This is a genomic window from Streptomyces sp. NPDC001920, from assembly GCF_053594495.1.
This window is the reverse complement of sequence record NZ_JBSFEP010000028.1, coordinates 37,069-62,888: the sequence shown is the minus strand read 5'-3', so window position 1 is coordinate 62,888 and position 25,820 is coordinate 37,069. Positions and strand designations below refer to the sequence as shown.

General features: G+C 70.7%; 24 protein-coding genes. 18 read left to right on the top strand and 6 right to left on the bottom strand.

Annotated elements, in window-relative coordinates:
- Positions 1 to 445 precede the first annotated feature (445 nt).
- The 4 genes from ACWCPI_RS35080 to ACWCPI_RS35065 all read left to right on the top strand — a co-directional run bounded on the left by ACWCPI_RS35080 (position 446) and on the right by ACWCPI_RS35065 (position 4,603).
- Positions 446 to 1,237 carry a calcium-binding protein gene (locus ACWCPI_RS35080; protein WP_451042000.1) on the top strand — a complete coding sequence of 264 codons (792 nt, stop codon included), beginning with the start codon at positions 446 to 448 and terminating at the stop codon, positions 1,235 to 1,237.
- A gap of 188 nt (positions 1,238 to 1,425) precedes the next feature.
- Positions 1,426 to 2,079: a calcium-binding protein gene (locus ACWCPI_RS35075; RefSeq protein ID WP_451041999.1), complete on the top strand. Its 654-nt coding sequence runs from the start codon at positions 1,426 to 1,428 to the stop codon at positions 2,077 to 2,079.
- Positions 2,080 to 2,233: 154 nt separating this feature from the next.
- On the top strand, positions 2,234 to 2,800 hold the full coding sequence (locus ACWCPI_RS35070; RefSeq protein ID WP_451041998.1) for a PadR family transcriptional regulator: 567 nt from the start codon (positions 2,234 to 2,236) through the stop codon (positions 2,798 to 2,800).
- An 84-nt stretch (positions 2,801 to 2,884) separates the two neighbouring features.
- Complete coding sequence (locus tag ACWCPI_RS35065) at positions 2,885 to 4,603, top strand: acyl-CoA dehydrogenase family protein (RefSeq protein ID WP_451041997.1); 1,719 nt, start codon at positions 2,885 to 2,887, stop codon at positions 4,601 to 4,603.
- A gap of 158 nt (positions 4,604 to 4,761) precedes the next feature.
- On the opposite strand, the gene ACWCPI_RS35060 is transcribed toward ACWCPI_RS35065, so the two are convergent.
- The 3 genes from ACWCPI_RS35060 to ACWCPI_RS35050 all read right to left on the bottom strand — a co-directional run bounded on the left by ACWCPI_RS35060 (position 4,762) and on the right by ACWCPI_RS35050 (position 8,114).
- The gene (locus tag ACWCPI_RS35060) at positions 4,762 to 5,733 is read right to left on the bottom strand and encodes an L-threonylcarbamoyladenylate synthase (protein ID WP_451041996.1); all 972 of its coding nucleotides are present in this window, start codon (positions 5,731 to 5,733) and stop codon (positions 4,762 to 4,764) included.
- A gap of 313 nt (positions 5,734 to 6,046) precedes the next feature.
- Positions 6,047 to 6,673, bottom strand: coding sequence for a GyrI-like domain-containing protein (locus ACWCPI_RS35055; RefSeq protein WP_451041995.1), 627 nt, complete (start codon positions 6,671 to 6,673; stop codon positions 6,047 to 6,049).
- Positions 6,674 to 6,956: 283 nt separating this feature from the next.
- On the bottom strand, positions 6,957 to 8,114 hold the full coding sequence (locus tag ACWCPI_RS35050) for an FAD-dependent monooxygenase (RefSeq protein WP_451041994.1): 1,158 nt from the start codon (positions 8,112 to 8,114) through the stop codon (positions 6,957 to 6,959).
- Between the two features lie 88 nt (positions 8,115 to 8,202).
- Between ACWCPI_RS35050 and ACWCPI_RS35045 the strand changes: the two genes are divergently transcribed.
- On the top strand, positions 8,203 to 8,760 hold the full coding sequence (locus tag ACWCPI_RS35045) for a TetR/AcrR family transcriptional regulator (RefSeq protein ID WP_451041993.1): 558 nt from the start codon (positions 8,203 to 8,205) through the stop codon (positions 8,758 to 8,760).
- A 118-nt stretch (positions 8,761 to 8,878) separates the two neighbouring features.
- Here the strand turns inward: ACWCPI_RS35045 and ACWCPI_RS35040 are convergent, their stop codons facing one another.
- Positions 8,879 to 9,115 carry a hypothetical protein gene (locus tag ACWCPI_RS35040; RefSeq protein WP_451041992.1) on the bottom strand — a complete coding sequence of 79 codons (237 nt, stop codon included), beginning with the start codon at positions 9,113 to 9,115 and terminating at the stop codon, positions 8,879 to 8,881.
- On the opposite strand from ACWCPI_RS35040, the gene ACWCPI_RS35035 reads away from it, so the two are divergent.
- Positions 9,099 to 10,445 carry an extracellular catalytic domain type 1 short-chain-length polyhydroxyalkanoate depolymerase gene (locus ACWCPI_RS35035; protein ID WP_451041991.1) on the top strand — a complete coding sequence of 449 codons (1,347 nt, stop codon included), beginning with the start codon at positions 9,099 to 9,101 and terminating at the stop codon, positions 10,443 to 10,445. The genes ACWCPI_RS35040 and ACWCPI_RS35035 overlap by 17 nt on opposite strands.
- Positions 10,446 to 10,638: 193 nt before the next feature.
- On the opposite strand, the gene ACWCPI_RS35030 is transcribed toward ACWCPI_RS35035, so the two are convergent.
- Positions 10,639 to 11,766, bottom strand: a complete 1,128-nt coding sequence (locus tag ACWCPI_RS35030; protein WP_451041990.1) for an outer membrane protein assembly factor BamB family protein — start codon at positions 11,764 to 11,766, stop codon at positions 10,639 to 10,641.
- Between the two features lie 720 nt (positions 11,767 to 12,486).
- Between ACWCPI_RS35030 and ACWCPI_RS35025 the strand changes: the two genes are divergently transcribed.
- From ACWCPI_RS35025 to ACWCPI_RS34980, 10 genes are all read left to right on the top strand, one after another.
- Complete coding sequence (locus tag ACWCPI_RS35025; protein ID WP_451041989.1) at positions 12,487 to 12,654, top strand: hypothetical protein; 168 nt, start codon at positions 12,487 to 12,489, stop codon at positions 12,652 to 12,654.
- Between the two features lie 247 nt (positions 12,655 to 12,901).
- A complete protein-coding gene (locus tag ACWCPI_RS35020) occupies positions 12,902 to 14,368 on the top strand; it encodes a radical SAM protein (RefSeq protein ID WP_451041988.1) in 1,467 nt (488 codons plus the stop codon).
- A 104-nt stretch (positions 14,369 to 14,472) separates the two neighbouring features.
- Positions 14,473 to 16,356: a carbamoyltransferase C-terminal domain-containing protein gene (locus ACWCPI_RS35015; protein ID WP_451041987.1), complete on the top strand. Its 1,884-nt coding sequence runs from the start codon at positions 14,473 to 14,475 to the stop codon at positions 16,354 to 16,356.
- A 50-nt stretch (positions 16,357 to 16,406) separates the two neighbouring features.
- Positions 16,407 to 17,309 (top strand): phytanoyl-CoA dioxygenase family protein, encoded by a 903-nt coding sequence (locus ACWCPI_RS35010; protein WP_451041986.1) that lies wholly within the window; start codon positions 16,407 to 16,409, stop codon positions 17,307 to 17,309.
- Positions 17,302 to 18,567 (top strand): MFS transporter, encoded by a 1,266-nt coding sequence (locus ACWCPI_RS35005; protein WP_451041985.1) that lies wholly within the window; start codon positions 17,302 to 17,304, stop codon positions 18,565 to 18,567. Before ACWCPI_RS35010 ends, ACWCPI_RS35005 begins: the two co-directional genes overlap by 8 nt.
- Positions 18,568 to 18,589: 22 nt before the next feature.
- Positions 18,590 to 19,525, top strand: a complete 936-nt coding sequence (locus ACWCPI_RS35000; RefSeq protein WP_451041984.1) for an NAD(P)/FAD-dependent oxidoreductase — start codon at positions 18,590 to 18,592, stop codon at positions 19,523 to 19,525.
- A 54-nt stretch (positions 19,526 to 19,579) separates the two neighbouring features.
- A complete protein-coding gene (locus ACWCPI_RS34995) occupies positions 19,580 to 20,497 on the top strand; it encodes an SGNH/GDSL hydrolase family protein (RefSeq protein WP_451041983.1) in 918 nt (305 codons plus the stop codon).
- Between the two features lie 11 nt (positions 20,498 to 20,508).
- On the top strand, positions 20,509 to 20,697 hold the full coding sequence (locus ACWCPI_RS34990) for a hypothetical protein (RefSeq protein WP_451041982.1): 189 nt from the start codon (positions 20,509 to 20,511) through the stop codon (positions 20,695 to 20,697).
- Between the two features lies 1 nt (position 20,698).
- Positions 20,699 to 22,588: a carbamoyltransferase family protein gene (locus ACWCPI_RS34985; RefSeq protein ID WP_451041981.1), complete on the top strand. Its 1,890-nt coding sequence runs from the start codon at positions 20,699 to 20,701 to the stop codon at positions 22,586 to 22,588.
- Entirely contained in the window at positions 22,566 to 22,778 is a 213-nt protein-coding gene (locus ACWCPI_RS34980) for a hypothetical protein (protein WP_451041980.1), read from the top strand. The genes ACWCPI_RS34985 and ACWCPI_RS34980 overlap by 23 nt, the downstream gene beginning before the upstream one ends.
- Here ACWCPI_RS34980 and ACWCPI_RS34975 read toward each other — a convergent pair.
- Entirely contained in the window at positions 22,747 to 23,370 is a 624-nt protein-coding gene (locus ACWCPI_RS34975; protein WP_451041979.1) for a class I SAM-dependent methyltransferase, read from the bottom strand. The two genes, ACWCPI_RS34980 and ACWCPI_RS34975, sit on opposite strands and share 32 nt — an antisense overlap.
- Before the next feature lie 326 nt (positions 23,371 to 23,696).
- On the opposite strand from ACWCPI_RS34975, the gene ACWCPI_RS34970 reads away from it, so the two are divergent.
- Together ACWCPI_RS34970 and ACWCPI_RS34965 are read left to right on the top strand one after the other, a co-directional pair.
- The gene (locus ACWCPI_RS34970; protein ID WP_451041978.1) at positions 23,697 to 24,122 is read left to right on the top strand and encodes a WXG100 family type VII secretion target; all 426 of its coding nucleotides are present in this window, start codon (positions 23,697 to 23,699) and stop codon (positions 24,120 to 24,122) included.
- 64 nt (positions 24,123 to 24,186) lie between these two features.
- The gene (locus ACWCPI_RS34965; RefSeq protein WP_451041977.1) at positions 24,187 to 25,803 is read left to right on the top strand and encodes a WXG100 family type VII secretion target; all 1,617 of its coding nucleotides are present in this window, start codon (positions 24,187 to 24,189) and stop codon (positions 25,801 to 25,803) included.
- Positions 25,804 to 25,820: the final 17 nt, after the last annotated feature.

Here is a 25,820-nt window from a genome sequence, read left to right as displayed (position 1 = left end):
TGCCCGGTGCAGGACCGGGGTTGGCCGGAACGACCGCGCACCCCTCGCGGAATCCAAGGCACCGTTGCGCACAATCCCGCCACATCCGTTCGGACGGCGTTCGCGCAGGGTGCTGCGGGTCGGAGGACGCCGAGCAGCCGTGGCGGTGCAGCGCCACCTCCGGTCCGAGCCGCCGGGGATTGGCGCTAATCACGCTTCAAGGCGGCGCGACGGCACGGCATGCTCGCAGTGCCCAGCCGCGTGCTGGGCCACTCACGGCACTTCGCTCGTCGCATGCGGCCGGGCAGCTGGGCGAACCGGCGCCGCGCAGCACAGCGGATGGATGACGCGTCACCGCACCGGCACCACAACGGGCAGAAACTGCCGATGTTCCCCACCGGGACCCCCGGTGCTTCACAGCTCGGAAGCGAGTCACCGAACGGTCTCCACTTCCTCAGGAGCAAGCATGGTCAGAACGACTCTGCGAGCCACCGCACTTGTGACGACGGTCTGCGGCTTCGCATTCCACCTCAGCGGTACGGCGGGTGCCGCCGGTGCCGCCACCGGCGAAGCGCCCCGGGCCGAGGCCCTCGCCACCACCCTCGTCAACAAGACCGGCACCACCGTGACCGTCACCGCGGGTGTGGGTTACGGCAACACGATCTCCGTATGGCAGGTGGGTGACAGCATCAGGATCAGGGACACCGGCGACTACATCGCAGCGTCCGGCGGTTGCACCTCGGTCAGCGTCAACGAGGCCGTCTGTCCCGGCGCCGCCACGACGACGGAGCTGGTGGTCGCCGCCGGCGACCAGAACGACAGCGTCACGTCGTCCCTGAGCGGGCTCGGGGTCACCCTGCTCGGCGGTGGGGGTGACGACAGCCTCGGCGGCGGGGGAGCCAACGACACTCTCGAAGGGGAGGAAGGCGCCGACACGCTGTCCGGCGGAGGCGGGAACGACACGCTGATCGGTGGCTCAGGCGCGGACAGGATCACCGGCGGCTCCGGGAACGACTCCGTCGAGGGACGTGACGGTGCGGACGTCGTCGGATCCGGTTCCGGCAACGATGTCGTCGAAGGAGGCAACGGCGCCGACCACATCGTCGCCGCGGAAGGGTCCGACCACGTCGACGGAGGAAACGGCAGAGACACCATCGACGTGGTGGACGAGATCGGTGGCAACGACTACGCCAACGGCGGCGCGGGAGCCGACAGGTGCAGCTACGACCTCGGCGACTCCGTGACGGGTTGCCCCTGAAGGCCGGCGAGCGTGACCGCACACCGCACACCCCATCCGACGGGACGACAGGGGAGTACGTGATGACGAACACCAGACGCGCGCGAGCCACGCTGTGCGTCGCTGTACTCGTTTGCCTATCGGCCGGCTCATCGGCCTGGGCCGGTTCGAACTCCGCCGCAGCCGGCCGGCTCGCGGACACGACCGTCGTGTCCTTCTCGAACGACAGCGTCATCGTCACGGCGAGCACCGGCGTGGCGAACGACATCACCGTCCGGCGGCAGGGAGACCTCCTCGTGGTCTCGGACGCCGGGGACGCCGTATCGGCCGTGGGCCCGTGCCAGGTGCGATCGGAGCACTCGGCGACCTGTCCATTGCCCGGGACCTCCGTCCACGTCGCCGCTCAGGACAGCGACGACCAGGTCACGGTCTCGCCGAACGTGGAGACGCCTTCGACGGTGTTCGGAGGCGACGGTGACGACCGCCTCAACGGAGGCCCCAGGGCGGACCGGCTCTTCGGTGACGACACGGCCCTCGGCATCAGAGCCGCGACGCCGGGAAACGACACCATCAACGGCGGGCCGGGCAACGACACGCTTTCGGGCCTGGGCGGAAACGACACGATCAACGGCAACGCCGGGAACGACACGCTGAACGGCAACGAGGGCAACGACACCCTGAACGGAAACATCGGCAACGACACCCTCAGGGGAGGCACCGGCAACGACAGCCACAACGGCCAGGAAGGCGTCGACACCCTTGAGGCCGTCGACGGCATCGCGATGAACGACTCGCTCGACGGCGGTCTGGCCATCGACACCTGCAACCGCGACCCCGGGGACACGGCGGTCAACTGCCCCTGAGACCGACACCGACGGTGCCCCACGCGGCACCGGGCACGACCGGCGTCCCCCAGGCTCTCCAGCCGGGGGACGCTGTACGCCGCACCACGTGAGCCCCGTCTCACTCGGGCGGCACCCCTTGGCTATGCAACTAGTTGCATAGCAAGATCGAGGAATGGCGCTCGAGCACGCGATCCTCGTCTCCCTGCTGGAGAAGCCGGGCTCCGGCTACGAGCTGGCCCGGCGGTTCGAACGGTCCATCGGATACTTCTGGACCGCCACGCACCAGCAGATCTACCGGGTTCTCAAACGCATGGAGAGCGACGGCCTGCTCGCCGTCCGGTCGCTTCCGCAGCAGAGCCGGCCGGACAAGAAGGAGTACTCCGTCGTGGGACCCGGCCGTGCAGCGCTCTCCCGATGGCTGCACGAACCGATCGAGCCCGAGAGCATCCGGCACGACCTCGCCGTGAAGATCCGCGGCGCCGCCTTCGACGATCCGTCCGCGCTGATCCACGAGGTCGAAAGGCACCGACAGGTGCACAGTGACCGGCTCGCGCACTATCTCGCCGGCGAGCTGCGTGACTTCACCGGCCCGACGGCCCCCACCCCGCTCGACGCCGGTCAGGAGCTGCAGCATGTCGTGCTGCGCGGTGGCATCGCGTTCGAGCGGATGACGATCGCCTGGCTCGACGACGTGCTCGCCACCCTCCGCAGGCTCGGCACAGCACGCTCGCACGCCTGAACCGCCGGCCCCGCCGCCCGCGCCCCGCGGCGTTCACCCGCACCACCTCACCCTCAACCCTCGACCCTCGGAAGGCGGACCTCCATGGCCGACCCGCTCCTGTTCAACCCGCGCACGTACGACCCGGCGCAGTTCGACCCCGAGACCCGCAGGTTGCTGCGTGCCACCGTCGACTGGTTCGAGGACCGCGGCAAGCGCAGGCTCATCGAGGACTACCGCTCCCGCGCCTGGCTGGCCGACTTCCTCGCGTTCGCCGCCAAGGAAGGACTGTTCGCCACCTTCCTCACCCCGCAGTCCGCCGCCGGACACAAGGACCAGCGGTGGGACACGGCGAGGATCGCCGCACTCAACGAGATCTTCGGGTTCTACGGTCTCGACTACTGGTACGCGTGGCAGGTGACCATCCTCGGTCTCGGCCCGGTCTGGCAGAGCGACAACGCCGCGGCCCGCACCCGCGCGGCGGACCTCCTCGCCCAGGGTGAGGTGTTCGCCTTCGGCCTCTCCGAGAAGACCCATGGCGCCGACATCTACTCCACCGACATGCTGCTGACGCCGGACGGCAACGGCGGCTTCAGGGCGACGGGTTCCAAGTACTACATCGGCAACGGCAACGCCGCCGGCCTCGTCTCGGTCTTCGGCCGACGCACCGACATCGAGGGCCCGGACGGCTACGTCTTCTTCGCCGCCGACAGCCGCCACCCGGCCTACCACCTCGTGAAGAACGTCGTCGACTCCTCGAAGTACGTCAGCGAGTTCCGCCTCGACGACTACCCGGTGGGCCCGGAGGACATCCTGCACACGGGCCGCGCCGCCTTCGACGCCGCCCTCAACACCGTCAACGTCGGCAAGTTCAACCTCTGCACCGCCTCGATCGGCATCTGCGAGCACGCGATGTACGAGGCCGTCACCCACGCCCACAACCGCATCCTGTACGGCCGCCCCGTCACCGCCTTCCCGCACGTGCGCCGTGAGCTGGCCGACGCGTACGTCCGCCTCGTCGGCATGAAGCTGTTCAGCGACCGCGCCGTCGACTACTTCCGCTCCGCCTCGCCGGACGACCGCCGTTACCTGCTCTTCAACCCGATGACGAAGATGAAGGTGACCACGGAGGGCGAGAAGGTCATCGACCTCATGTGGGACGTCATCGCCGCCAAGGGCTTCGAGAAGGACACCTACTTCGCCCAGGCCGCCGTCGAGATCCGCGGGTTGCCCAAGCTCGAAGGCACCGTCCACGTCAACCTCGCGCTGATCCTCAAGTTCATGCGCAACCACCTGCTGAACCCGGCCGAGTTCCCGGCCGTGCCGACCCGCCTCGACGCGGCCGACGACACGTTCCTCTTCGAGCAGGGACCGGCCCGCGGCCTCGGCTCGGTGCGCTTCCACGACTGGCGCCCCGCCTACGACGCATACGCCGGCGTGCCGAACGTCGCCCGCTTCCGGGAGCAGGCCGACGCCCTGTGCGAGTTCGTCGCCACCGCGGCCCCCGACGAGGAGCAGAGCCGCGACCTCGATCTCCTTCTCGCCGTCGGCCAGCTGTTCGCGCTGGTCGTGCACGGCCAGCTGATCCTGGAGCAGGCCCGCCTGACCAACCTCGACGAGGACGTGCTCGACGAACTGTTCTCCGTACTCGTCCGCGACTTCTCCGCCTACGCCGTCGAGCTGCACGGCAAGGACTCCGCCACCGCGGACCAGCAGCACTGGGCGCTCGGTGCCGTCCGTCGACCCGTCGTCGACGAAGCACGTTCGGGGCGCGTCTGGGAGCGGGTGGTGGCACTGTCCGGGGCGTACGAGATGGCTCCGTGACGCCTGCCCGCACCTAGAGGACGCGACACCTGACGGTCGTACCCCCTGGACGCGGTGACACCGCCACCGTGGCCCTCCGCGCGACCTCCCGCGCGGAGGGCCACGGTGCGTGGCGCTGCCGGCGCACCGGGCGTACCCGCTGCCCCGGCAGGGTCCTCTCAAGTGGACCGGGGTCCCGCGGCGCGGCGGAGTCGGTTGGCGATCGCCAGCCCCAGCCCGTCCTCCTTCGGCAGCGAGGCGACGATGAGGTCGCAGCCCTGCAGATCGAGCTCGCGCAGGTACCCGTACAGCCCGCGAGCGTAGGCGGCCGTCGACCCGGGGACCGCCACCACGGCGTTCGCCTTCACCGCGGCGCCGGCGTGTGCCGGGGGAAGCAGGACACCCACCTGGTGCCCCAGCCCTTGTGCCCGCTCCGCCTCGGTGACGACGTCCTCCGGCTCGACGAGAACGACCGTGGCCCGCGGCGCGTAGTGGGACGGGTGCTGGCCGGGCACCCGGACACGGCTCGTCGAGGGGACCGCAACCGGGCGCCCCAGCACCGCTTCGAGCTCCTCGCGCGTCACGCCGCCGGGCCGAAGGACGCTCGGGAACTCGCCCGTGGCGTCGACGATGGTCGACTCGACGCCGACCTGGCAGGGGCCGCCGTCCAGCACGAAGTCGACAGCGTCACCGAGCTCCGCACGGACATGGTCGGCCGTGGTGGGGCTGACCGAACCGAAGCGGTTGGCGGACGGTGCCGCGACACCGCCGCCGAAGGCCGACAGCAGCGCGAGCGCGAGGGGGTGGTCGGGCACGCGCACGGCCACGGTCTCAAGACCACCCGTCGCCGCGAGCGGCACACGTCGCCCGCGTTTCAGCACCAGTGTCAGCGGCCCCGGCCAGAAGCGTTCGGCCAACAGCCGTGCCGTCGCGGGCACGTCCTCGACCCAGTCGCCCAGGTGCTCGGCGCCGCCGATGTGGACGATCAGCGGATGAGTGGGCGGGCGCCCCTTGACTTGGAAGACGCGCCCGACGGCCGCGGGGTCCTCGGCGTTGGCGCCCAGCCCGTACACGGTTTCGGTCGGCAGGGCCACCAGGCCCCCGGCGCGCAGCACACCGGCCGCCTTTTCGATGTCACTGGTTGTTGCCATCACGAGCGCAATCCTCCCACTGATCCGCTCGGCCCAGGGCCGACGGCGGACCGGTGAGCCCAACCGGCTCGGGTGCGGGCGACCGGTGCGGGTGGCAGCAGACGCAGCCCGGCCGCCGCGAGGTCGCCCGGCAATGCAGGCGCCTCGACGCGGGCGGCCGTCTGGTACCGGCTGATCTCGGCTCCCGCGCCGCGAAGCGGAAGCGGCCGTACGACGGAGCCTGGAGCGCAGCACCACCGCCCCCGTGGTTCCGGCCGAGCGCTTCTACGGCCTCGCGTGCGTGCATCGGCATCACCGGACACGCCGACGTCCCTCACCCGGACTGCGCTTCCACGGGTTGCCGCAGAATCGTCCTGAGCTTGGCGGGGTCGGTCCGGCGTGGGTCGCTGAGGTAGATCTCATGGTGCAACCCCGCCTCCCGCAGGTTGTGGGCGGGGAGATAGTCGTGGTGCAGCCTGCTCAGGATCGGTGTCTCGTCGTCGTAGGGGCCGATGTGCAGAACCTGGGCGCTGGTGCCCTCGTGCAGGGTCTGTGAACGAACGGCCGCAGCAGCCGGAAGATTCTTCTTGCTCAGGACGGTGCGCTTGGCGTCTTCGATCATCTCGCCGGGGAGCCAGTCGGGCACGTTGATGAGGAGTCTCCAGTGCCAGTTGTCCTTGAGCCTGGCCAGGAAGTCGCCCATGTCGTCCGCCCACCACAGACCCTCCAGCGGGCCCACGACGAAGTCCTTGCCGAGGTCGCCTTTGCCCGCGAACTTGGCGGTGTAGGCGACCGCGTAGAGCGCCTCGACCGCCTGGCGGTACGAGGCGCTGGTGTTCGGGTCGCCGTGCCCGTCGATGGCGAGGAAACGGAGCTCGGGGATGTCGACGAGTTCCCAGTCGGTGTTCTTGGGCGCGTAGCACTGCTTGAACCGGCGCTTGACGTCGTACTTGGTGGTCATACCGAGGACCCTCCCTGTGCGGAACCGTCACCAGGGAAGCTGTCCTGCTCCGCCCTCGGCACCAGGCGGCGGGGCCTCTCGCCCGGCAGCGCCCTCGCGGCACCTTCCGACTCGCGCCACCTCCCGACGCGCCGACCGCTCGCCTCGCCCCTCTCGGGTTGCGGTGCAGGATCCATGAACCAGGCTGTGACACGCAGGTGTGAGTGCATCTCGTCATCCTCGCGGTGATCACCGTTCCACGTCCGCCGTACCGGAGATGTTGTGGGGTGGTCGGCCGGCGTGGTCAGCCCAGGACCGGAGGTGCCCAGTCGGCATGTCGCACGATGGCGCGGACGGTCACGCGGGAGGGGGCCAGCCGCAGAGCCGTGTTCCGTAGGGCGACGGCCAGGGGGTGCGTCAGCCGTTGGCCCATCCGCCCGGCTTGGCGGGCGGCGCGCGCGACTGACTGGCTGCGCGGGCGGCGCTCCCTGTCGTAACGGGCCAACGCCGATTCGATGGTGGGCTCGGTGGTGAGCGCGGAGGCCAGCGCGGCCGCGTCCTCCAGTGCCTGGCAGGCACCCTGACCGAGGTTCGGGGTCATGGCGTGGGCCGCGTCACCGAGCAGGGCGATCCGGCCTGCGGTGAAGGCGGGCAGAGGCGTCGCCAGCTCGTGGATGTCGTGGTGCAGGACGGCCTCGGGCCGGGTGGCGTCCAACAGCGTGGGGATCGGATCGTGCCACTCGCCGAACAGGCCACGCATCGTGCCAAGGGCGTCCGGATGCCGCACACCGGCAGGCGAGTTGAGGACCGCGTGCCACTCGGCCCTGCCGTCGGCGAAGACGATGTGGCCGAACTCGGCGCCCCTTCCCCAGGTCAGCTCGAAGTCGGTGTCCAACTGCACCGGACGCTCGGTGACGGCACGCAGCACGGTCGACCCGCTGTAGGCCGGGCCGGGGTGCTGAGGGAACAGCTGGGTGCGCAGTCGGCTGCCCACTCCGTCGGCGGCCACGACCAGATCCGCCTCCAAGACGCCGTCTCCCAGCGGTATGCGCACCCGGCTGGGATCGGAGCGGTCGACGCAGGCCACTTCGGCCCCGACCACCAGACACTCGGACGGCAGCGCCGCACGCAGCAAGTGGTGCAGCACGGCCCGGGGGATACCGACGATCGGCGTGCCCAGCTCGCGCGCGAGAGCGGTCCCGTCCATCCGGGCCAGCCAGCCGCCACCGGGGACACGGGTGCCCCCGGTGTACTGGGGCCGCGCGGCCTCGCGCACCGCCTCGCCGACGCCGAGGGCGTCCAGGGCCCGGATGCCGTTGGCGTGCAGGGAGATGCCCGCGCCCACGTCGGCCAGTACGGGGGCGCGTTCGACAACCGTCACCTCCCAGCCGATCAGGCGCAGACCGATCGCCGCAGCCAATCCGCCGATACCCCCGCCCACCACCACCGCGTTGCCGCCCATACCGGTTCTCCCTCGTCCACCCCGCCGAGATCCTTCTACGGATGTAGAAGAAGAGTACTCCGTGTCTCTACAGGTGTAGAAAAGGGAGATGTCCACAGACCGACGCACTGTCCTCGCCGATGCGGCCATCGACGTTCTCGCCGGGGCCGGAATGCGAGGACTGACCCATCGCGCGGTGGACCGTGCGGCACACCTGCCGGCCGGTACCACCTCCGCCTACTACCGAACCCGCCACGCACTGCTCACCGCAGTGGTCAGACGCCTGGTCGCCCTCGACCAGGAGGAGCTCCAGGCGGTCGGAGAACGGACGCCGGTGCCGCGCGACGCGGAGGAACTGGTGGGCCAGATCGCCGCCTTCGTCGAGCAACGCCTCACCGGGGAGGCGCGGCGACGCTCCCTCGCGCGCTACGCGTGCGCGATCGAGAGCGTGCACCAGTCGGAGCTGCGGGAGATTCTGACGCCGCGCCGGAACGCGGGACGCCAGGTCGTGCACGACTTCCTGGCAGCACAGGGCGTCGCTGATGCCGAGGAGCGTACTGTCACGCTGCTGACCTGCGTGGACGGATTGATCTTCGACCGCCTGGTCGGGGGTGGAGCCGTGTCGGAGCAGGAGATTCGCGGGCTTGTGGTGGCGGCGCTCCGATAGCCCGCATCGGCTGACGGCGGGCGGGCCCGTCTCGCCGGCGTCGGCCACGGCCATAAGTGGGAACAAGGACAGGTCAGTGGAAACCTCTGCAGGGTGTCGAAGCGCTTCACCTTATGGATCAAATCGGCGAGATTCCTCGGCGAACCAGAGGAGTGAAGCTTTGCTTCCACCAGGCATTGACACCGCATCCGGCGAAATGGGAGCGTCGAAGCGCTTCACCATCTGGTGTCGCTTCCTCCTCGTTGACCACTGCGACCGCCGTGCCTGCCACCTGGGTTTCGGCGGGCGCGGCCGGGAGTGTCGCCTCGGTCGCGCCGGATTCCTGAAAGGACAGCGTCATGTCCCAGAAGTCCAAGAAGAGACGCGTCAGAGATGTCCTGGTAGCCCTGCTGATGGGGATCTCACCGCTCTTCGCGGCGTTCGTACTGACCGGAGCCTCGGCCGCCACCGCGTCGGCCGCGTCACTGACCGAGGTGACCAACTTCGGCAGCAACCCCGGCAACCTGCGGATGTACGTCTACAAGCCCGACAGTGCTCCGGCACGTCCGGCGGTGCTGGTGGCGGTTCACTACTGCACCGGCACGGGGCCCGCCTTCTACTCCAACACGGAGTTCGCCCGCCTGGCCGACCAGCACGGGTTCATCGTCGTCTACCCGGACGCGAACGTCAGCGGGCAGTGCTTCGACGTCTCCTCGCCCCAGGCGCTCAAGCACGACGGGGGCAGTGACCCCACGAGCATCGCCCAGATGGTCCGGTACACCCTGCAGAACATGAACGCCGACGCCAACCGGGTCTACGTCACCGGCGCCTCGTCCGGCGCGATGACGACCAACGTCATGCTCGGCGCGTACCCGGACCTGTTCAAGGCCGGGGCGGCCTTCATGGGTGTGCCGTTCGGCTGCTTCGCCACCACCGACGGCTCGGGCTGGAACACTGCCTGCGCCACCGGCCGGATCAGCAAGACCCCGCAGGAGTGGGGCGACCTCGTCCGCAACGCCTACCCGGGGTACACCGGACCCCGGCCGCGGATGCAGCTGTGGCACGGTACCGAGGACGAAGCGCTGTACTACGCGAACCTCGGTGAAGAGATCAAGCAGTGGACCAACGTGCTCGGGGTGAGCCAGACTCCGGTCCTCACCGACTCCCCTGGGTCCGGCTGGACCCGCACTCGCTACGGCTCCACCGGCGTACAGGCGCCGGTCGAGGCGAACAGCTTCCAGGGGGTCGGGCACAGCCTGCCCGAGAGCGGTATGGCGGCCCGGGCCATCGCCTTCTTCGGACTCGACGGCTCCGGCGGCACCACCACGGGTCCGGTCCGCGCCACCGGTTCCGGCAAGTGCCTGGACGTCCCCGGCTCTTCGCAGACCAACGGCACTCAGACCCACATCTGGGACTGCAACGGCCAGCCGAACCAGACCTGGACCAGGACGCCGAACAAGCAGCTCACCGTCTACGGCGGTGCGAAGTGCCTCGATGCGGCCGGCACCGCGGCCGGCGCCAAGGTCGTGCTGTGGGACTGCAACGGCGGCACCAACCAGCAGTGGAACATCAACTCCAACGGCACCGTCACCGGCGTCCAGTCGGGCCTGTGCCTGGATGTGACCGGTGCCTCCACCGCCAACGGCGCACTGGTCGGACTGTGGGACTGCAACGGCGGCAGCAACCAGCGCTGGAACCTCGGCTGACACCACGGGCCCGAGTCCGGGAGGGCAGCATCCCGCCCCCGCCCGCACACGTGTGCCACCGGCCAGGTCCCGAGATCTTCACCCCGCACGACCACTTCCAGCCGGGTCGGACCGATGCGACGCCGGCGACGGAGCGGGCAACGGTGATCCGGACCGAAGGGTGGCCGCCCAACCCGGCGGCCACCCCCACCACTCACTGCCCGTACGCGACCAGGAGGTTGGTGGCCGGAACCACTACGAGCCCACCACCTGCGCCGAGACCGGTCAACGGCTCGGAGACGTTGTGCTCGTCGGGTTCGTTGATGGGCGCGCCGACGTCGGTGGACCACACCGGCTGACCCGTTGCGCCGTTGAGCGCCCACAACCGGCCGCTCTCCGAGCCGACGTAGACGTAGCCGTTGACGACGATCGGCGCACTGCTGATCCGGCCGTCGCCCTCGAACTTCCAGCGAGTGGCCAAAGTGCGGCTGTGCCGCTCCTGAAGGACGCCGTCGTCGACGAAGTAGCCTTGGCGTCCGTCGAAGGCCGGTGCCGGCGACCAGCCCGTGGCCTCGTACGTACCGCGGACCTTCCCGTCGGCGGCCTTGAGGACCGTGGGGTCCATCCCGGCGTCGTCGCGAACCCAGACACCGCCGTCGGCGAGAACCGGGGTGCGGCCGCCGCCGCCCGAGCAGTCCGTTTCGTGGCGCCAGAGCAGGCTGCCCGACTTGGGGGCGAAGGCGTACGTCTGCTCGCAGGCGTACGAGACGTAAACACCCTTGGCCGTGACGGCAGGCGAGCTGTTGTCCCCGTTCGTGACAGGCTGCGTCCACAGCACCGCACCGCTGGCGGCGTCCACCGCGTACAACGTGCCGCCCGACCCGGCGCCGCCCGTGTAGACCACGCCACCGGCGAAAGTGGGCGGCGAGGTGAAGGAGTGCTGTCCGGGCAGCCTGACGCTCCAGATCACCTTCCCGTCGGCCGGGTCGAACGCTGTCAGCACGCCGTCGTAGTTCTGGGCGTAGAGCCGGCCGCCACCGTAGGCGAGCGCGGACCACCAGTAGGTGCCACCGAGGTCCACGGGCGCCCAGGCGTCCTGCCCCGTTGCCGCGTCCATGGCGTACAGGACGGTGCCGTACCCGTTCGGCGAGGAAGCGGTGGCGAACACGCGTCCGTCGGCCACGATGGGATAGGACACGTCCCCGCCCAGGTCGCGCGACCACTTCCTGCCGAGCGGTGGCGCACCCACAGCAGTGTCGACGAGACTGCCGTCGTGCCGTGCGTTGATCTGATAGGTGGTCGAGACCCCGGTCTGCAGCGGTTGCGCGCCGACCGGTATCACGAGCGCGAGAAGCGCCAGTCCCGCACCTAAGAGGACAGCAATGGTTCTTCGAGAATTCACTCAGACATCCCTTTGTCCTACGGCATCGCCCAGGCGATGCGGGCGCGGACCTGCCCCGGGTTCGGTGACCGGCCCGCTTCCGTATCTGATGAACCGCCAGGGCATTCCAACCACGCTGTACATGCGCGCAGTTGAAATGCCCACGATCACCTTCCATACCCGCAACAAGGCCTGTGACGCTTCGTCGCCGCGATGTTCACCGGCCGACGCCGAGTGCCATGCGGCCGACGACGGCCGCGCAGAGCCGTGGACCGTGCCGGGGCGCGGCGGCGCGCCCAGCCGACAGACCCGGTGGCGGAATTCGGACCTGCCCGAGATCCTCGCTCGCGCCGCCGCAGAGTCTCGCGGCCGGTGAGTCGCCGTACCCGGCGGGCAGCCCCCTCCGCGGCACCGCGGCCCACCGCACGCCTGGCCGGAACACACACCGCACGCAGGCATTTCCAGGGTGTCCGGCGTGGCCCCGGGCGGCGTGCATCACGCGGTTATCGCGGGCCAATCGGCAGATGGAGGGGAGCGCCCCGGGAGCTGAATGATCAATTCAATCCGGGGTGTCGATGATAAACGTGGTTCTTCCACAGTGGCCGGTTGAAGTCTCATTCGGAGGACTTAGCTTCTGCTTCAGTGGGACGCGTTGTGTGTCGCACCTATGGAGGAGGCCACATGGCCGAAGTCAAGAAGGTCGCCCGCCCCGCGGTCACCGCGTCGTCCCGTCCCTGCGCGTTCGTGTCGCCGGACAAGGGCAACGCCCCGACCATCACGCCCGCACGGAAGCAGGCGGAGGTCGTCTCGACCCCCGCTGAACAGCGGAAAGAGTGTGCGTCGGCCTAAGGGCTGAGGTTCCCCCCGGGGCCCGCCCGCAGGCCGGGCCCCGGTCTGTCGCGCGAACCGGACCCAGGGCCGAAGAGCGCGAGGCAGCTCCGCATCGGAAGTCGTGAGACGCAGGGAGAATACGTCAGCCATGCAGAATTCCGTCTATCAGTCCTCGCGCTACGTCCGTACCCTGCGCGCCGCGGGCGACCGTGATTTCACTTCATTCGGAGGTCGGCTCGATTCCTACCAGGGCGACGACCGAACCATGGCATTTCATTCACTCTTCGGTAATGCGCGGCTGATCGACCGGGACATCGTCGAAATCCTCAAGGAAGCCTCCCAGGGCATCAGCTGGGACCGGCTTCGGGAACGCGTCGACGAGGACTCGCTGCGCGACCTCGTCGAGGCCCGGTTCCTCGTCGAGGCGGGGCACGACGAGGCCAGGGAGATCGACAGCCTGCTGCAGAGCCGGCAGAACGCGCTCAGCAGCGGCGTGTTCCACTCCTCCATCCAGCTCGTGCTCACCAACGCCTGCAACTTCTCCTGCCAGGGCTGCTTCGCGTACAACTTCGACGGGGGCGTCGAGGAGCGCAACACCTCCGGTGAGTCGGTCAAGCCCGGGCCGGTCCTGGTCGAACTGCGCCGATCCCGCGAGGACACGGGCACCCAGCACCAGGACTCGGGCCCCACTCTCGCCGCAGGCGACTGGAACCACGGCTCGGACTCGGCCCGCAACCCCTCCATGCACATGTCCCGCGAGGTCGCCGAGAAGACCATCAGGGAGGCCATCGAGCTGCGCAAGGCCAACGGCGGCGGCCATCTGACGGTGTCGTTCTTCGGCGGCGAGCCCACCCTCGCGCGCGGCACCATCCTGCACGTGCTGCGCACCTTCGGCGACAGCCACGACGGGGTCACCCTCTCCTACGACCTCACCAGCAACGGCTCCCGCATCGACGACGAGCTGCTGGCGGCACTCGCCAGGCACCGCGTCGACACCACCGTGTCCATCGACTACCTGGTCCCGGAGACCGGCGAGTTCCGCGGCGGGCAGCAGCAGCGCACCCCCTGGGCCGTCGTCCGCAAGGCGATCCTCGACATGAAGGCCGCGGGTGTCCCGGTCAGCATCACCACGGTGCTGTCCCAGTACACCTGGGACAAGTGGGGCACCCCGCTGATCGACTTCGTCGCCGAGGCCGGCCTGGACACCCTCGACGTCATCGTGTCGTTCCAGGCGAAGGAGTTCTTCGACCGGCACAGCCCGCACGACGTGGCGCAGCGGCTGCTGGCCGCCGTCGACTACGGGCGCGAGCGCGGCGTACAGCTCAGCGGCTACTGGTACCAGACCTTCCAGATGATCATCGACGAGGCCAAGTGGGCGGAACAGGCCGACTACAAGACCTGCCCGGCGGTCGGCCGCCAGCTCTCCATCGAACCCAACGGCAGCGTCTTCGCCTGCAAGGCCACCGCCCGCAAACTGGGCACCATCGACGACTGGCGCGGCGTCTTCTCCTCGCCCGCCTACCAGGACTACGGCATGCGGGCCTACACCAACGGACCCGGCTGCCAGGGCTGCGAACTGCAGGGCACCTGCTCGGGCGGCTCCGCGGGGGCGCTGGAGGAGGAGAACGGCTCGATCCAGGTGATGTCCCCCGGCTACTGCGCCTACATGCGTGAGGTGGTCCAAGGCCTCCTGGAGCGCCATCACGCCCAGAGCCTCGCCACCCTCTCCTGACCCAGGCCCCTCGACGACCCCGCACCGGCCCGCTCCGCAGCGGGCCATCGAGCCACGACCCGGACCCGTCGCACCGGTCCGGGCCAGGAAGGGTGACTGGTTCCATGGCAACGATCGGTTTGCACTTCGGCCATGACGCGGGCGCCGCGCTCACCGACGCGACGGGCTACCGCGTGATCGAGGCCGAGCGCCGCCTGGGGCTGCGCCATGTGTGTGGTGGCAACGGCGGCTTCCCGCAGGCCGCCGCCGACTGGCTGGCGGAGCTGAGGGAGCGGGCGGCGAGCCCGGTGACCCGGATCGCCGTGGCCGACTGGTACACACCGATGTGCCAGGTGCTGCCTCCGTCGCTGGTCGAGCTCGTCAACGAGGACGCCCGCTGGACGGCCACCGGCGGCACGGGTCTCGCCGACGCGGTGACCCGGGTGATCAAACCCCTGGACTGGCCGCTGGCCGAGGGCTTCGGCGACATCACCCTGACCGCCGTGCGCCACCACTACGCGCACGCCGCCCTCGCCTACTACACCTCCGGCGCCCGCAAGGCCCTGGTGCTGGCCCTGGACGGAACCGGCAACTACGCCGAGTGCGGCATGGTGTGCCTCGGCGACGGCAACCAGCTCACCCCGGTGATGTCCTTCACCAACCGCACCGGACCGCGCTTCGGCCTGGTCTACGAGGCACTGGCCCGGCGCATCCACGGCAGCCAGTTCGACACCGGAAAGCTGCTCGGGCTGACGGCCACGGGGGAGACCGACGCCTCGCTGCTGCCGGTGCTGCGCGCCATGCTCGTCCCGCAGTCCACCCGGCGCACCTCGCCGGACCTGTACGAGCAGCTCGACGAGCGCCGGCTCGCCGGCACCGCGTTGCGCTACGCCGACACCTGGTGGGAGTACGACCCCCACAGCGGCGGCTACCTGGACGCGGGCCTGGCCGACTCGTCGGACGAAGACGTCGTGCACTCCTTCGGCTCCGTCTTCCCCGACGAGATCCGCACCGCGGCCGGCCACACCGTCGAGGTCGGGACCTCCCCCGACGAGCGGGTGTGCAGGGACCTCGCGGCCACCCTGCAGACCGCCGTGGAGCAGGACCTGACACGGCTGGTCACCGGCATCAGCCGACGCTTCCCCAGCTACTCCACCCTCTGCTACGCCGGCGGCTGCGCGCTGAACATCACCGCGAACAGCCGCTTGGCCGAGTGCGGCCAGTTCACCCGGGTGCCCGTGCCCACCTGCTGCGACGACTCGGGGATCGCGCTCGGCGCAGCGCTGGCCGTCGCCGAACCGGCCGACCGCCCCGCCATGGCGAGTCGCTCGGGATGGGCGTCGCTGGCCTACGCCGGACCGCCACTGGCGGGCCTGGAGCCCGCGGAACGCGCTGACACCCCACCGCTCGACGCCCTGGCACGGCGACTGGACGACCTCGGGTTGTCCCTGCGCAGCCCGGCCGACGACGAGGAGTTCCTCGCGGCGGTCGCCGAGCTGCTCGCCGACCGGCGGTGCGTGGCCTGGCTGGAGGGAGGCATGGAGACCGGACCGCGGGCACTGGGCCACCGCTCACTGCTGGTCTCGGCACACTGGAGCGGAGCCCGCCGGTACGTCTCCCAGACGATCAAACAGCGGGAGTGGTTCCGACCGGTCGCGCCGATCTGCCCCGAGGAGGTCGCCGACCAGTACTTCACCGGACCCCTCGACCACACCGAGACCATGCTGTTCGCGGTGCGGGTGCGGCCCGAGCGGGCCCGGCAGCTCGCCGAGGCACGGCACATCGACGGTACGGCCCGCCTGCAGACCGTACGGCCCGACACCCAGCCCCTGCTGCACCGGCTGTGCCACGCGGTCGCCGCCCGCACACAGCTGCCCGTGCTCATCAACACCAGCGCCAACGGGGGCGGCCGGCCCATTCTCAACCACCTCGACGAGGCACTTCAGTTGCTCACCGGGACCGAACTCGACGCCGTGGTGCTGCCCGAACGCCGCCTGATCATCGAGTGACGCCCGCCGCCCACCCCGCATCCGCTCCCCGCCCGCACAGGAGAGTGCCCGTGGCCGCCACCCAACTGCGAGACATCCACAAGACGCAACCGCTGCGAGTCCTGTCCGCCGCCGACTGGGACCACTGGATCGACCGAGGCTATGTGATCGTCCGTCAGGCCGTCGCGCCGCAGACCGTCTCCGCCCTCACCGAGGCCCTGTTCGCCTTCCTCGACATGCGCCCGGACGACCCCTCGACCTGGAGCTCGCCGCACACCGGCAACGACCGGCTGCCCGGTCACAGCGGGCTGGTCGAGATGTACAACCACCAAGCACAGTGGGACATCCGGCAGACCCCGCGGGTGTACGAGGCCTTCGCCGACATCTGGGACCGCACCGATTTGTGGGTCACCATCGACTTCGCCAACGTCAACCCCCCCAACCGCGGACCGCGCGCCTTCGACGGCTTCATCCACTGGGACGTGGACACCTGCGCCGACCCGCTCCCGGTGAGCTGCCAGGCGGTGCTCTCGCTGACCCACGGCGACGAGGAGATCGGCGGCTTCCAGTGCGTCCCGGAGATCTTCACCGAATGGGACAAGTGGGTCAGCGGCCAGCCCGCCGACCGTGACCCCTTCACCCCGGACATCACCGGCTACTCGATCACCACCCCGGAGGTCGCACCCGGCGACCTGATCATCTTCAACAGTCTGCTGCCGCACGGCGTGCACCCGAACGACTCCGAATCCCGGGTGCGCATGGCGCAGTACCTGACCATGGCACCCGCCTGGGAGGACCACACGGAGCTGCGCCAGGCCCGAGTGCGGTTCTGGCAGGACCGCATCCCACCGCATCCCCCCGAGGGCGGGGCGCGCAAGGACGAAGCCGACCTGTACGGGCCGGCCGAGCTCACGGATCTGGGCGAACGGCTGCTGGGGCTGCGCACGTGGAGTGAGGGGAGCGTTGTTGCCTAGCACCATCCGCTCCGGGACCCGCCCGGCCCGCCGGGTGGACCTGGGACGCCCCTTCCGCTGGCTGTGGGCCTCGGCGGTCGCCTCCAACGCCGGCGACGGCATCACCCGCACGCTGCTGCCGCTGCTGGTGGTGGCCCACCACCCCGACCCGGCGGCGGTCGCCGGGCTGACCGCCGTCAACATGCTGCCCTGGCTGCTGTTCGCGCTCCCCGCGGGCGTCCTCGTGGACCGGACGGACCGGCGCCTGATCGTGCTGGGCAGCAACCTGGTCCGTGCGGCCGCGCTGCTGGGCGCGGCCCTGGTGCTCGCCGACGACCGCCCACTGGTCCTGCTGTACGCCCTGGCGTTCGTGCTGGGCATCGCCGAGACCCTCGCCGACACCGCCGCCCCCGCGATGCTCCCGCGTCTGGTCGAGGAGCGGCACCTGGAGCGCGCCAACGGCCGCCTGTCGGCAGCGCAGATCGTCCTCAACGAAACGATCGGCCCCCCCGTGGCAGGCTTGCTCATCGGCCTGACCGCCGCCGTGGCGCTGGCCACCGGGGGAGTGCTGTACGCCGTGGCCGCGCTGCTGCTGCTCGGCCTGGCGCCGCTCGCCCGCACCGCCCGCGAGGCGGAACCCGGCGAGCCGGCCGGCGGAGTGCTGCGCGACATCCGGACGGGACTCCGCTTCGTCCTCGGCCATCGCACCCTGCGCCTCACCCTGGCGGCCAGCGCCCTGTACGGCGTGGTGTTCTCAGCCACCTTCTCGATGCTGGTGCTGCTCAGCGACCGCACACTGGGACTGGACGAGACCGGGTACGGACTGCTGCTGGCGGCCGGTTCGCTGGGCGCCGTCACCGGCAGCCGGCTGGCCCCCTGGGCCGCCGACCGGCTGCCCACCCTCCGACTGGCCCGGTGGTCCCTGGTGGCGTCCGGCGCCGCGTACGCCGCACTGGGCCTGATCCGCCACCCGGTCCTGGCCGCCCTGGCGCTCGCCGTCAACGGCGTCTTCATGATGGGCTGGAACATCCCCGTGATGTCGCTGCGCCAGCGGCTCACCCCGGAACACCTCCAGGGCCGGGTGATGAGCGTGTCCCGGCTGTGCGCGTGGGGCGGCATGCCGGTCGGCGCGACACTCGGTGGACTGCTCGCCGAGGCCCTTTCCGTACCCGCGGTGTTCCTCGTGTGCGGGAGCGTCCTTGCCGTGGGCGCCCTGCTGCTGCTCGCGCCGCTGCGCGAGACCCCCGCTCCTCCCGCCGACCAGCCGACAGCGCAGTGACCTTCTCGACAAGGGGTGACCATTGGACGCACAGCTCTACGACACGGTGATCGTCGGAGGCGGCCCCGCCGGCCTCAACGCAGCCCTGTACCTGGGCCGCTCACGCCGCCGTGTGCTGCTCATCGACTCGGGCGACGCCCGCAACATGGCGGCGGGCGTCATCCACAACGTCCTCACCAACGACGGGGCGTCCATCGCCGATTTCCGTGCCCGCTCCCGTGCTCAGCTCACCGCCTACGACGTGACGTTCCGTGACGACGAGGTGGTGTCGGCCGCGAGCGACGGCGATCACGTGGTCGTCACCACCAAGGAGTCCGGCACCTTCCACGCCCGCACCCTGCTGTACGCGGCCGGAGTGCGCTCGGTGCTGCCTTCCGTGCCGGGCCTGGCCGACCTGTGGGGCAGGTCGGTCTTCGAGTGTCCGTACTGCCATGCCTGGGAGGTACGCGAACGCAGCTTCGCCGTCTACGGCGGGACCGTGCCCGGCGAATGCCTGGCCGCGACCCTGACGGTGTGGTCCGACGACATCACCTACCTCACCGATCGGCGCGAGCTGCCCCAGGACGAGCGGGACCGGCTCGCCGCGGCCAAGGTCGCCGTCCGCACCGACACGGTCAGCGAGTTCAAGCCGCACCCCGAAGGCGTGGAGGTCGTCTTCGGGGACGGGCGGTCCACGACGTACGGCGCGCTCTTCCTGCACCTGGACATCGAGCCCCGGGTGGCTCCGCTGCGCCCCTGGCTGCAGGCCGCCGACCTGGAGTCCGTCCAGACCGACGACCGTGGCCGCACCAGCCTGCCCCGCCTGTACGTGGCCGGGGACCTCGGCCGGAACATGCAGCAGGCCGCGATGGCCGCCGCCAGCGGAGGGCTGGCCGGCATGGCCATCAACGCCGACCTCATCCGCGAGGACCGCCCCGGCTCCCTGCCCGAGCCGCCGCCTGCGCTTCCTGCCCGCTGAGCCCTGCACCCCCTCGACAGTCCACCACAGCGCACCAACGGGAGCACCTACGCGATGACGTCACCCCGCGCCGAGTTCACCCCGCACATGGAGCACTACACCTTCGTCCTGGAGGACCAGCCCTATCTGGGCTACTTCCAGTACGGCAACGAGAAGACACCCGTGTACACCACCGACCGGCACGGCTTCCGGGTCACCCCGGGCACCGGCGGCCTGCGGGCGACCGTAGGCGACGACCGCCCCGACGGCCCGGCACGCGTGCTCGCGGGCAGCTCCGCGGTGTTCGGCGTGGGCGCCACCAGTGACGCGGCCACGATCACCGCGCGCCTGTGGAACGAACACGCGCCCCGGCTGCCCTGGCTGAACATCGCGGGGCAGAGCCACAACTCCGCCCAGGAGCTGCTGCTGTTCACCCTCTTCCGGCACGAACTCCCGCCCCTGGAGGACATCGTGCTGGTCTCCGGGGTCAACAACCTGGTGCTCAGCAGGCTGCCCGAGGAGCAGCAGGGCCGCCACGGCGCCTTCTTCGACTGCGGCCCCGCCCCCGACGTGGTGCCCCCGCCCGATCAGCGCGTGGCACACGCCACGGAGTTGACGATCCGTCATCTCGGCGGGTGGAAGCTGCTGGCGGACGCCCTCGGGGCCCGACTGACCTTCGTGCTCCAGCCGCTCGCGCCCTGGGTGCGCGAAGACCCGCTGCCCCGCGAGAAGCAGCTCTTCGAGGAGCTGGACGAGGTGTCCAACTTCCGCCGTTTCCACAACGACATCTCCACCATGGCGGTCGGCCGCGACTACGCCCGCCGGCTGGCCGACGGATGCGCGCGCCTCGGCGTGCCCTTCCTGGACATGAACGTGGCACTGGGCGAGGCCGCGGGGCCGCGGGACTGGCTGTTCATCGACCGCGTGCACTGCACCGACCTCGGGTACGACCTGGTGGCCCGGCAACTGGCGGACCGACTCGACCTGGCGTGAGGAGACCCCCGATGCGTGACGACAGCAAGCCGACACCCGCGCCGGCGGTCCGCCGCCTCGCCTCCTGGCTCCGCGACCGGGCCCGCTCAGGCGCTGCTCCCAGCGCACCGACGGACGACCGGGCGGCCGACGAGACACCGCCGCCGCCCAGGCTGCGGCCCCAGCCGGAGGACGACGCCTCCGTCTACCCGCTGTTCTGACATGCGGCCCGCCAGGGGTACCGCGCGTGCCGACCGTCACGGCACCGGCGGGCCGGACCGCCCGGTCCTGGGCATCTCCGCCTACTACCACGACAGCGCCGCGGCCCTGGTGGCCGACGGCACCCCGCTCGCGGCGGCGCAGGAGGAGCGCTTCACCCGGCGCCGCCATGACTCCCGGTTCCCCGCGCACGCGGTCGCCTCGTGCCTGCGCGAGGCAGGGCTGCGCCTCGACGACGTGGCGACCGTGGCGTTCTACGAGGACCCGGCGCTGAAGTTCCGCCGGGTGCTGGCCACCTGGCTCGCCACGGCCCCCCACGGTTTCCCGGTGTTCCGCCGGGCGTTTGCGCAGTGGGCCGGCTGGAAGCGGCGCGCCCTGGACGACGTGAGGGCGCGGCTGCGGGAGCTGGCGCCGGGGCGGACACTGCCGCCGGTGGTGCCCTACCGGCACCATGCCTCACACGCCGCCTCGGCGTTCTTCCCCAGCCCCTACCCATCGGCTGCGGTGCTGTGCGTCGACGGTGTGGGGGAGTGGGCGACGACCACGCTGTGGCACGGCCGGGGCACCGATCTCGTCCCGCTCGCGGAACTGCGCTTCCCGCACTCGCTCGGCATGCTGTACTCGGCGTTCACGTACTTCTGCGGCTTCAAGGTCGACTCGGGGGAGTACAAGCTGATGGGCCTCGCGCCCTACGGGACGCCGCGCTACGCGCCGCTCATCCGGGAGCGGCTGATCGACGTCAAGCCGGACGGCTCCTTCCGCCTGGATCTGCGCCACTTCACCTTCCAGTACGGGCAGACCATGGTCGGCCGGGCCTTCGAGGAACTGTTCGACGGCCCGCGCCGAACACCGGAAAGCCCGCTCACCGAAAGGGAGTTCGACCTGGCGGCGTCCGTGCAGCAGGTGACCGAGGAGGTGATGCTGAGACTGGCCCGGACGGCGCTGGAGCGCACCGGGGAGCGCCGGTTGTGCCTGGCCGGCGGCGTGGCGCTCAACTGCGTGGCCAACGGCAGGATCCTGGCCGACGGCGGCTGCGACGAGGTATGGGTCCAGCCGGCGGCCGGAGACGCGGGCGGAGCCCTCGGAGCGGCCCTGGCCGAGTCTCACCGCCGGGGAGCGCCGCGCGCCCATGTCGCCCGAGGCACGGACGCCATGGCGGGGGCGCTGCTCGGCCCCGCCTTCCCCGACCGCGAGATCGAACGGTTCCTGACCGGACGCGGATGTCCCGCCGTACGGCTGGCGGAGCGGGAGCTCGTGGAGCGCGTCGCGGCGGAGCTCGCTCAGGGCAGGGTGGTCGGCTGGTTCCAGGGGCGGATGGAGTTCGGGCCACGGGCTTTGGGCAACCGGTCGATCCTCGCCGACCCCCGTGATCCCGCCATGCAGTCCACGCTCAACCTCAAGACCAAGTTCCGGGAGTCCTTCCGCCCGTTCGCGCCCGCGGTGCTCGCCGAGGACGCCAAGGACTGGTTCGACCTGGCGCAGGACAGCCCGTACATGCTGCTGACCGCGCAGGTGGCCGCGGCCCGGCGGCAGGAGTGCGCGACGGCCGACGGCGTGACGGGCCTGGAGCTGTTGCGCGTCCCGCGTTCCACGATCCCGGCGGTCACCCACGTCGACGGTTCGGCCCGAGTGCAGACGGTGACGGCAGAGCACAACGCGCGGTTCCACGCACTGCTCAGCGCCTTCCGGGACCGCACGGGCTGCCCCGTCCTGGTGAACACCTCCTTCAACGTGCGTGGCGAGCCGATCGTTCGCACCCCGCAGGAGGCGTACGCCTGCTTCATGCGCACCCGGATCGACCTCCTGGTCCTCGGCGACCATCTGCTGGACAAGCGGGACCAGCCCGAGTGGCGGGAGGAGGCCGACTGGCGTGCCGCGATCCCGATGGACTGAGCGGCTGCGCCACCTGGGCCTGGCCGCGCTGTACTTCACGGTCGTCACTCCGGCGGGGCTGTGCGCACGGGCGGTGCGGGACCCGCTGACGCGCTCCTGGCACGACCGCAGGACGAGCTACCTCGAACCGGCTCGTTCCCACGGCCGCTCCGCGACGCTCACGGGCCGCCCGGGCTCGTCGCCGAAGTGAGCACCACCCGCCGTGTGCCGAGGACGTGGACCCGGGAATCGGCGTCGGTGAACCCGCAGGCCGTCGCCCAGGCGCTCGCCTCCTGAGCGGTGCGGGGCAGCGGTACGTCGGCTGCGAGGAGACGCGAGAAGCGTCCCGAAGGCCGGAAGTGCGTGGCCAGAGGCAGGGTGAAGCCCACCCGGCCACCGGGACGCAGGGCACGCCGCCAGTCGGCCGGCGCCCGGCTCCCCAAGAAGTGCAGCGACGAGGCGCACAGCACGACGTCCAGCGAGTGCTCGGCGACGGGCAGCGGCACCGCGTCACCGGCCCGCCAGTCGATCGCCGCGTCAGGAATCAGGCCGGCCGCGCGGCTCCTGCCCACCGAGATCATCCGGGTGGAGAGGTCGACGGCCAAGACCGGAGGGGCGGTGGAGGGCCGGCTTCGCGCGAGGTGCAGGGAGACGGCGCCCGCCCCGCACGCCACGTCGGCAACCGCGTCGTCAGGCCCAGGCCCCACCCATGCGATCAGGGCTCGCGCGATCTCGTCGTGGTGCCGGTGATCGTAGCTCTCGGCCAGATCGTCGAAGGCCCCGGCCGGCGTTGCGCTCTGCATGCGGCCCGATCCTAGTGGGACTCAACTGCCGTGTGCCGCCTGGACCGTGGCGCGGGCCGGGGCCGACCGCCGCACGGCACCCGGCGGTGGCGGCGGCGCTGATCCCCGGGCTGGGCGGCAGGCCCTTCGGTGGGGGAACGGCGGACGCCAGGGGGTGAGCGCCACCGGCACCGAGTACGCCGCGAACAGTCCCCGCGTCTGCGTGTTCGCCAGGTGGCCGTGGTCATCGACCCGCTGTTGTGCGCAGAGGCGGTGAAGGTCGTTGCGTTCATGTCATCGCCCCCTGCTACATTGCGCCCTCAAGATCGGGAAAACGGGGGCCGGACATGACCGCGCAGGGGCACGCCGGGGGCTATCGCCTTCAGACGAGCGCGATGGACAGCGAGGCGCAGACACTCGACACGGCGGGTGACGACGTCGGCGCCATCGCCAGGGCGGTCAAGGACACCGCCTGCTACACCTCGGACGCACTCGGCGGCTCCGACGCGGGCCCCGCCTACAACAACTTCGCCGGGGACTGGCAGGCGGAGGCCAAGGTCCTGGAGAGCGCCCTGCACGAACTGGCCGACAAGGTGCGGACGTCCAAGGCGAACTACCAGGGCGCCGAGCACGCCACCGTCCGGGGCATGAGCGCGGCCGGCGGCGAGGGCGTGACGACGATGCCCGCGCCCACGGGTAGTGCTCCCGCGCCGGGCCACCGCACCATGCCCGCGCCCGGCACGCCGCCGCGCGGCCTGTCCGACTTCGGCTGAGCGCCCTTCGTACCCCGTACGGGTCCACACCCCTGCCCTCACCACGACAGAAGGCCGCACCGTCATGCCCGACGCAGGCGAATCCACCACCGACCGCCGCCAGAAGCTCGCCGAGTACCACGAGTCCATCTCCTCGGCCGACAGCAAGAACGATCTGATCGGGGCCATCAACAACGCCCTGGGCGTCTCGGCGCCGGTCGGTGAACCCGGGATCCTCGAAGGGCTCGCCAAGACCTACCGCAAACAGATCGACGACGTCGCCGACGTGCACCGGCGGGTGCAGAAGGTCGCGGGCGAGGGCCTGCCCGACGCCTGGGTGGGCAGTACCGGGGCGCGGGCGTCCGAGGTGGTGATGGCGGCGGCCCGCTCCGCCGAGCAGATGGAGCAGGCGTTCAGCGGTGCGGCCGGCGCCCTGTACCGCTTGGCCGACGCCCTGACCGACGCCAAGGTCCAGGACAAAGGCGGCCGCGAGCAGTTGCGCGAGGCACTCGGCATGCTAGGCGGTGAGGACGGCTTCTTCGACGACATGGTGGAGAAGGACGCCGAGGAGGCGGAGCGGCTGCGGGCCCGCAGCATCGCGGCCGCGGGCGCCAAGGCGTTGCACACCGCGGCGGAGGTGGCCGACGACGCGGCGCGGGCCGCGGCGCGCGACCTCAACAAGCTGGCCTCCGAGGCCCGTGCGGGCCAGATGAAGACCGACAACATCTCCGCAGCGGACCGCCTCGTGCTCGCCGACATCGCGGGTACCGGCGGCCCGGCGGAGATGAACGAGTTGCTGACCGCGAACGACCTGGAGCGCTCGGGCCGCGCGATGGAGCGCCTCGACGCCCGCGAGGAGGCCGAGTTCGAGCGGATGCTCGCCGAGGCGAAGACCCCGCAGGAACGCGCCTACCTGGTGAAGGCGCTGGCCGCCGGATACGACGTCAAGGAGGTCGGCGAGTTCCGCGACAAGATCCACGGCAAGGACGCCGACTGGCTGCAGCGGCACTTGACGCCGGTCACCACGGCCGGGGACAGCATGAAGGACGAGGGGATCAACACCAGCGGCCCCCACGAGGGTTCCAACCACAACACGGACCAGCAGACGTTCAAGGGCGAGAGGTGGTCGCAGGAAGGCAACACCTGCGTGCCGTCGACCGTCGTCACCGGGCGCGCCATGGTCGATCCGGTGTACGCCCTCGAACTCACCGGCGGCCCGTCCGGGCAGGAGGACGACCCTGCCGCCTTCCGGGAGCGGCTGCGCGACGAGCAGCTGCGGATGCACGACGAAGGCGACGGCAACGACGAGTACGACTTCCCCTTCGGCACGACACCCGACGGCATGGACAACGAAGGCAAGACCGAGATCTCGAACAAGGAGATCAGCCCGCACACGGGCGGCGAGTACGAGTTCCAGGAGATCCGGAGCGCGGACGACCGGCGGGACGCGCTGCCCGACATCCAGCGGGCCGTCGCCGAGGGCAGACCGGTGCCGATCGGCGTCGAGGGCAAGGACGAGGACGGCGACCGGGTCGGCCACTCCATGATGATCATCGGTCAGGAGGGCGACATGCTGCAGGTCTACAACCCGTGGGGAACGACAACATGGGTCAGCGAGGACGACTTCGTCAACGGCAACATGGGCAAGGCCTCCGACAAGGATCTGCCCGACGCCTACGGCGTCCACCTGCCCGCCCAGTGAACGGAAGGCCGATCCCC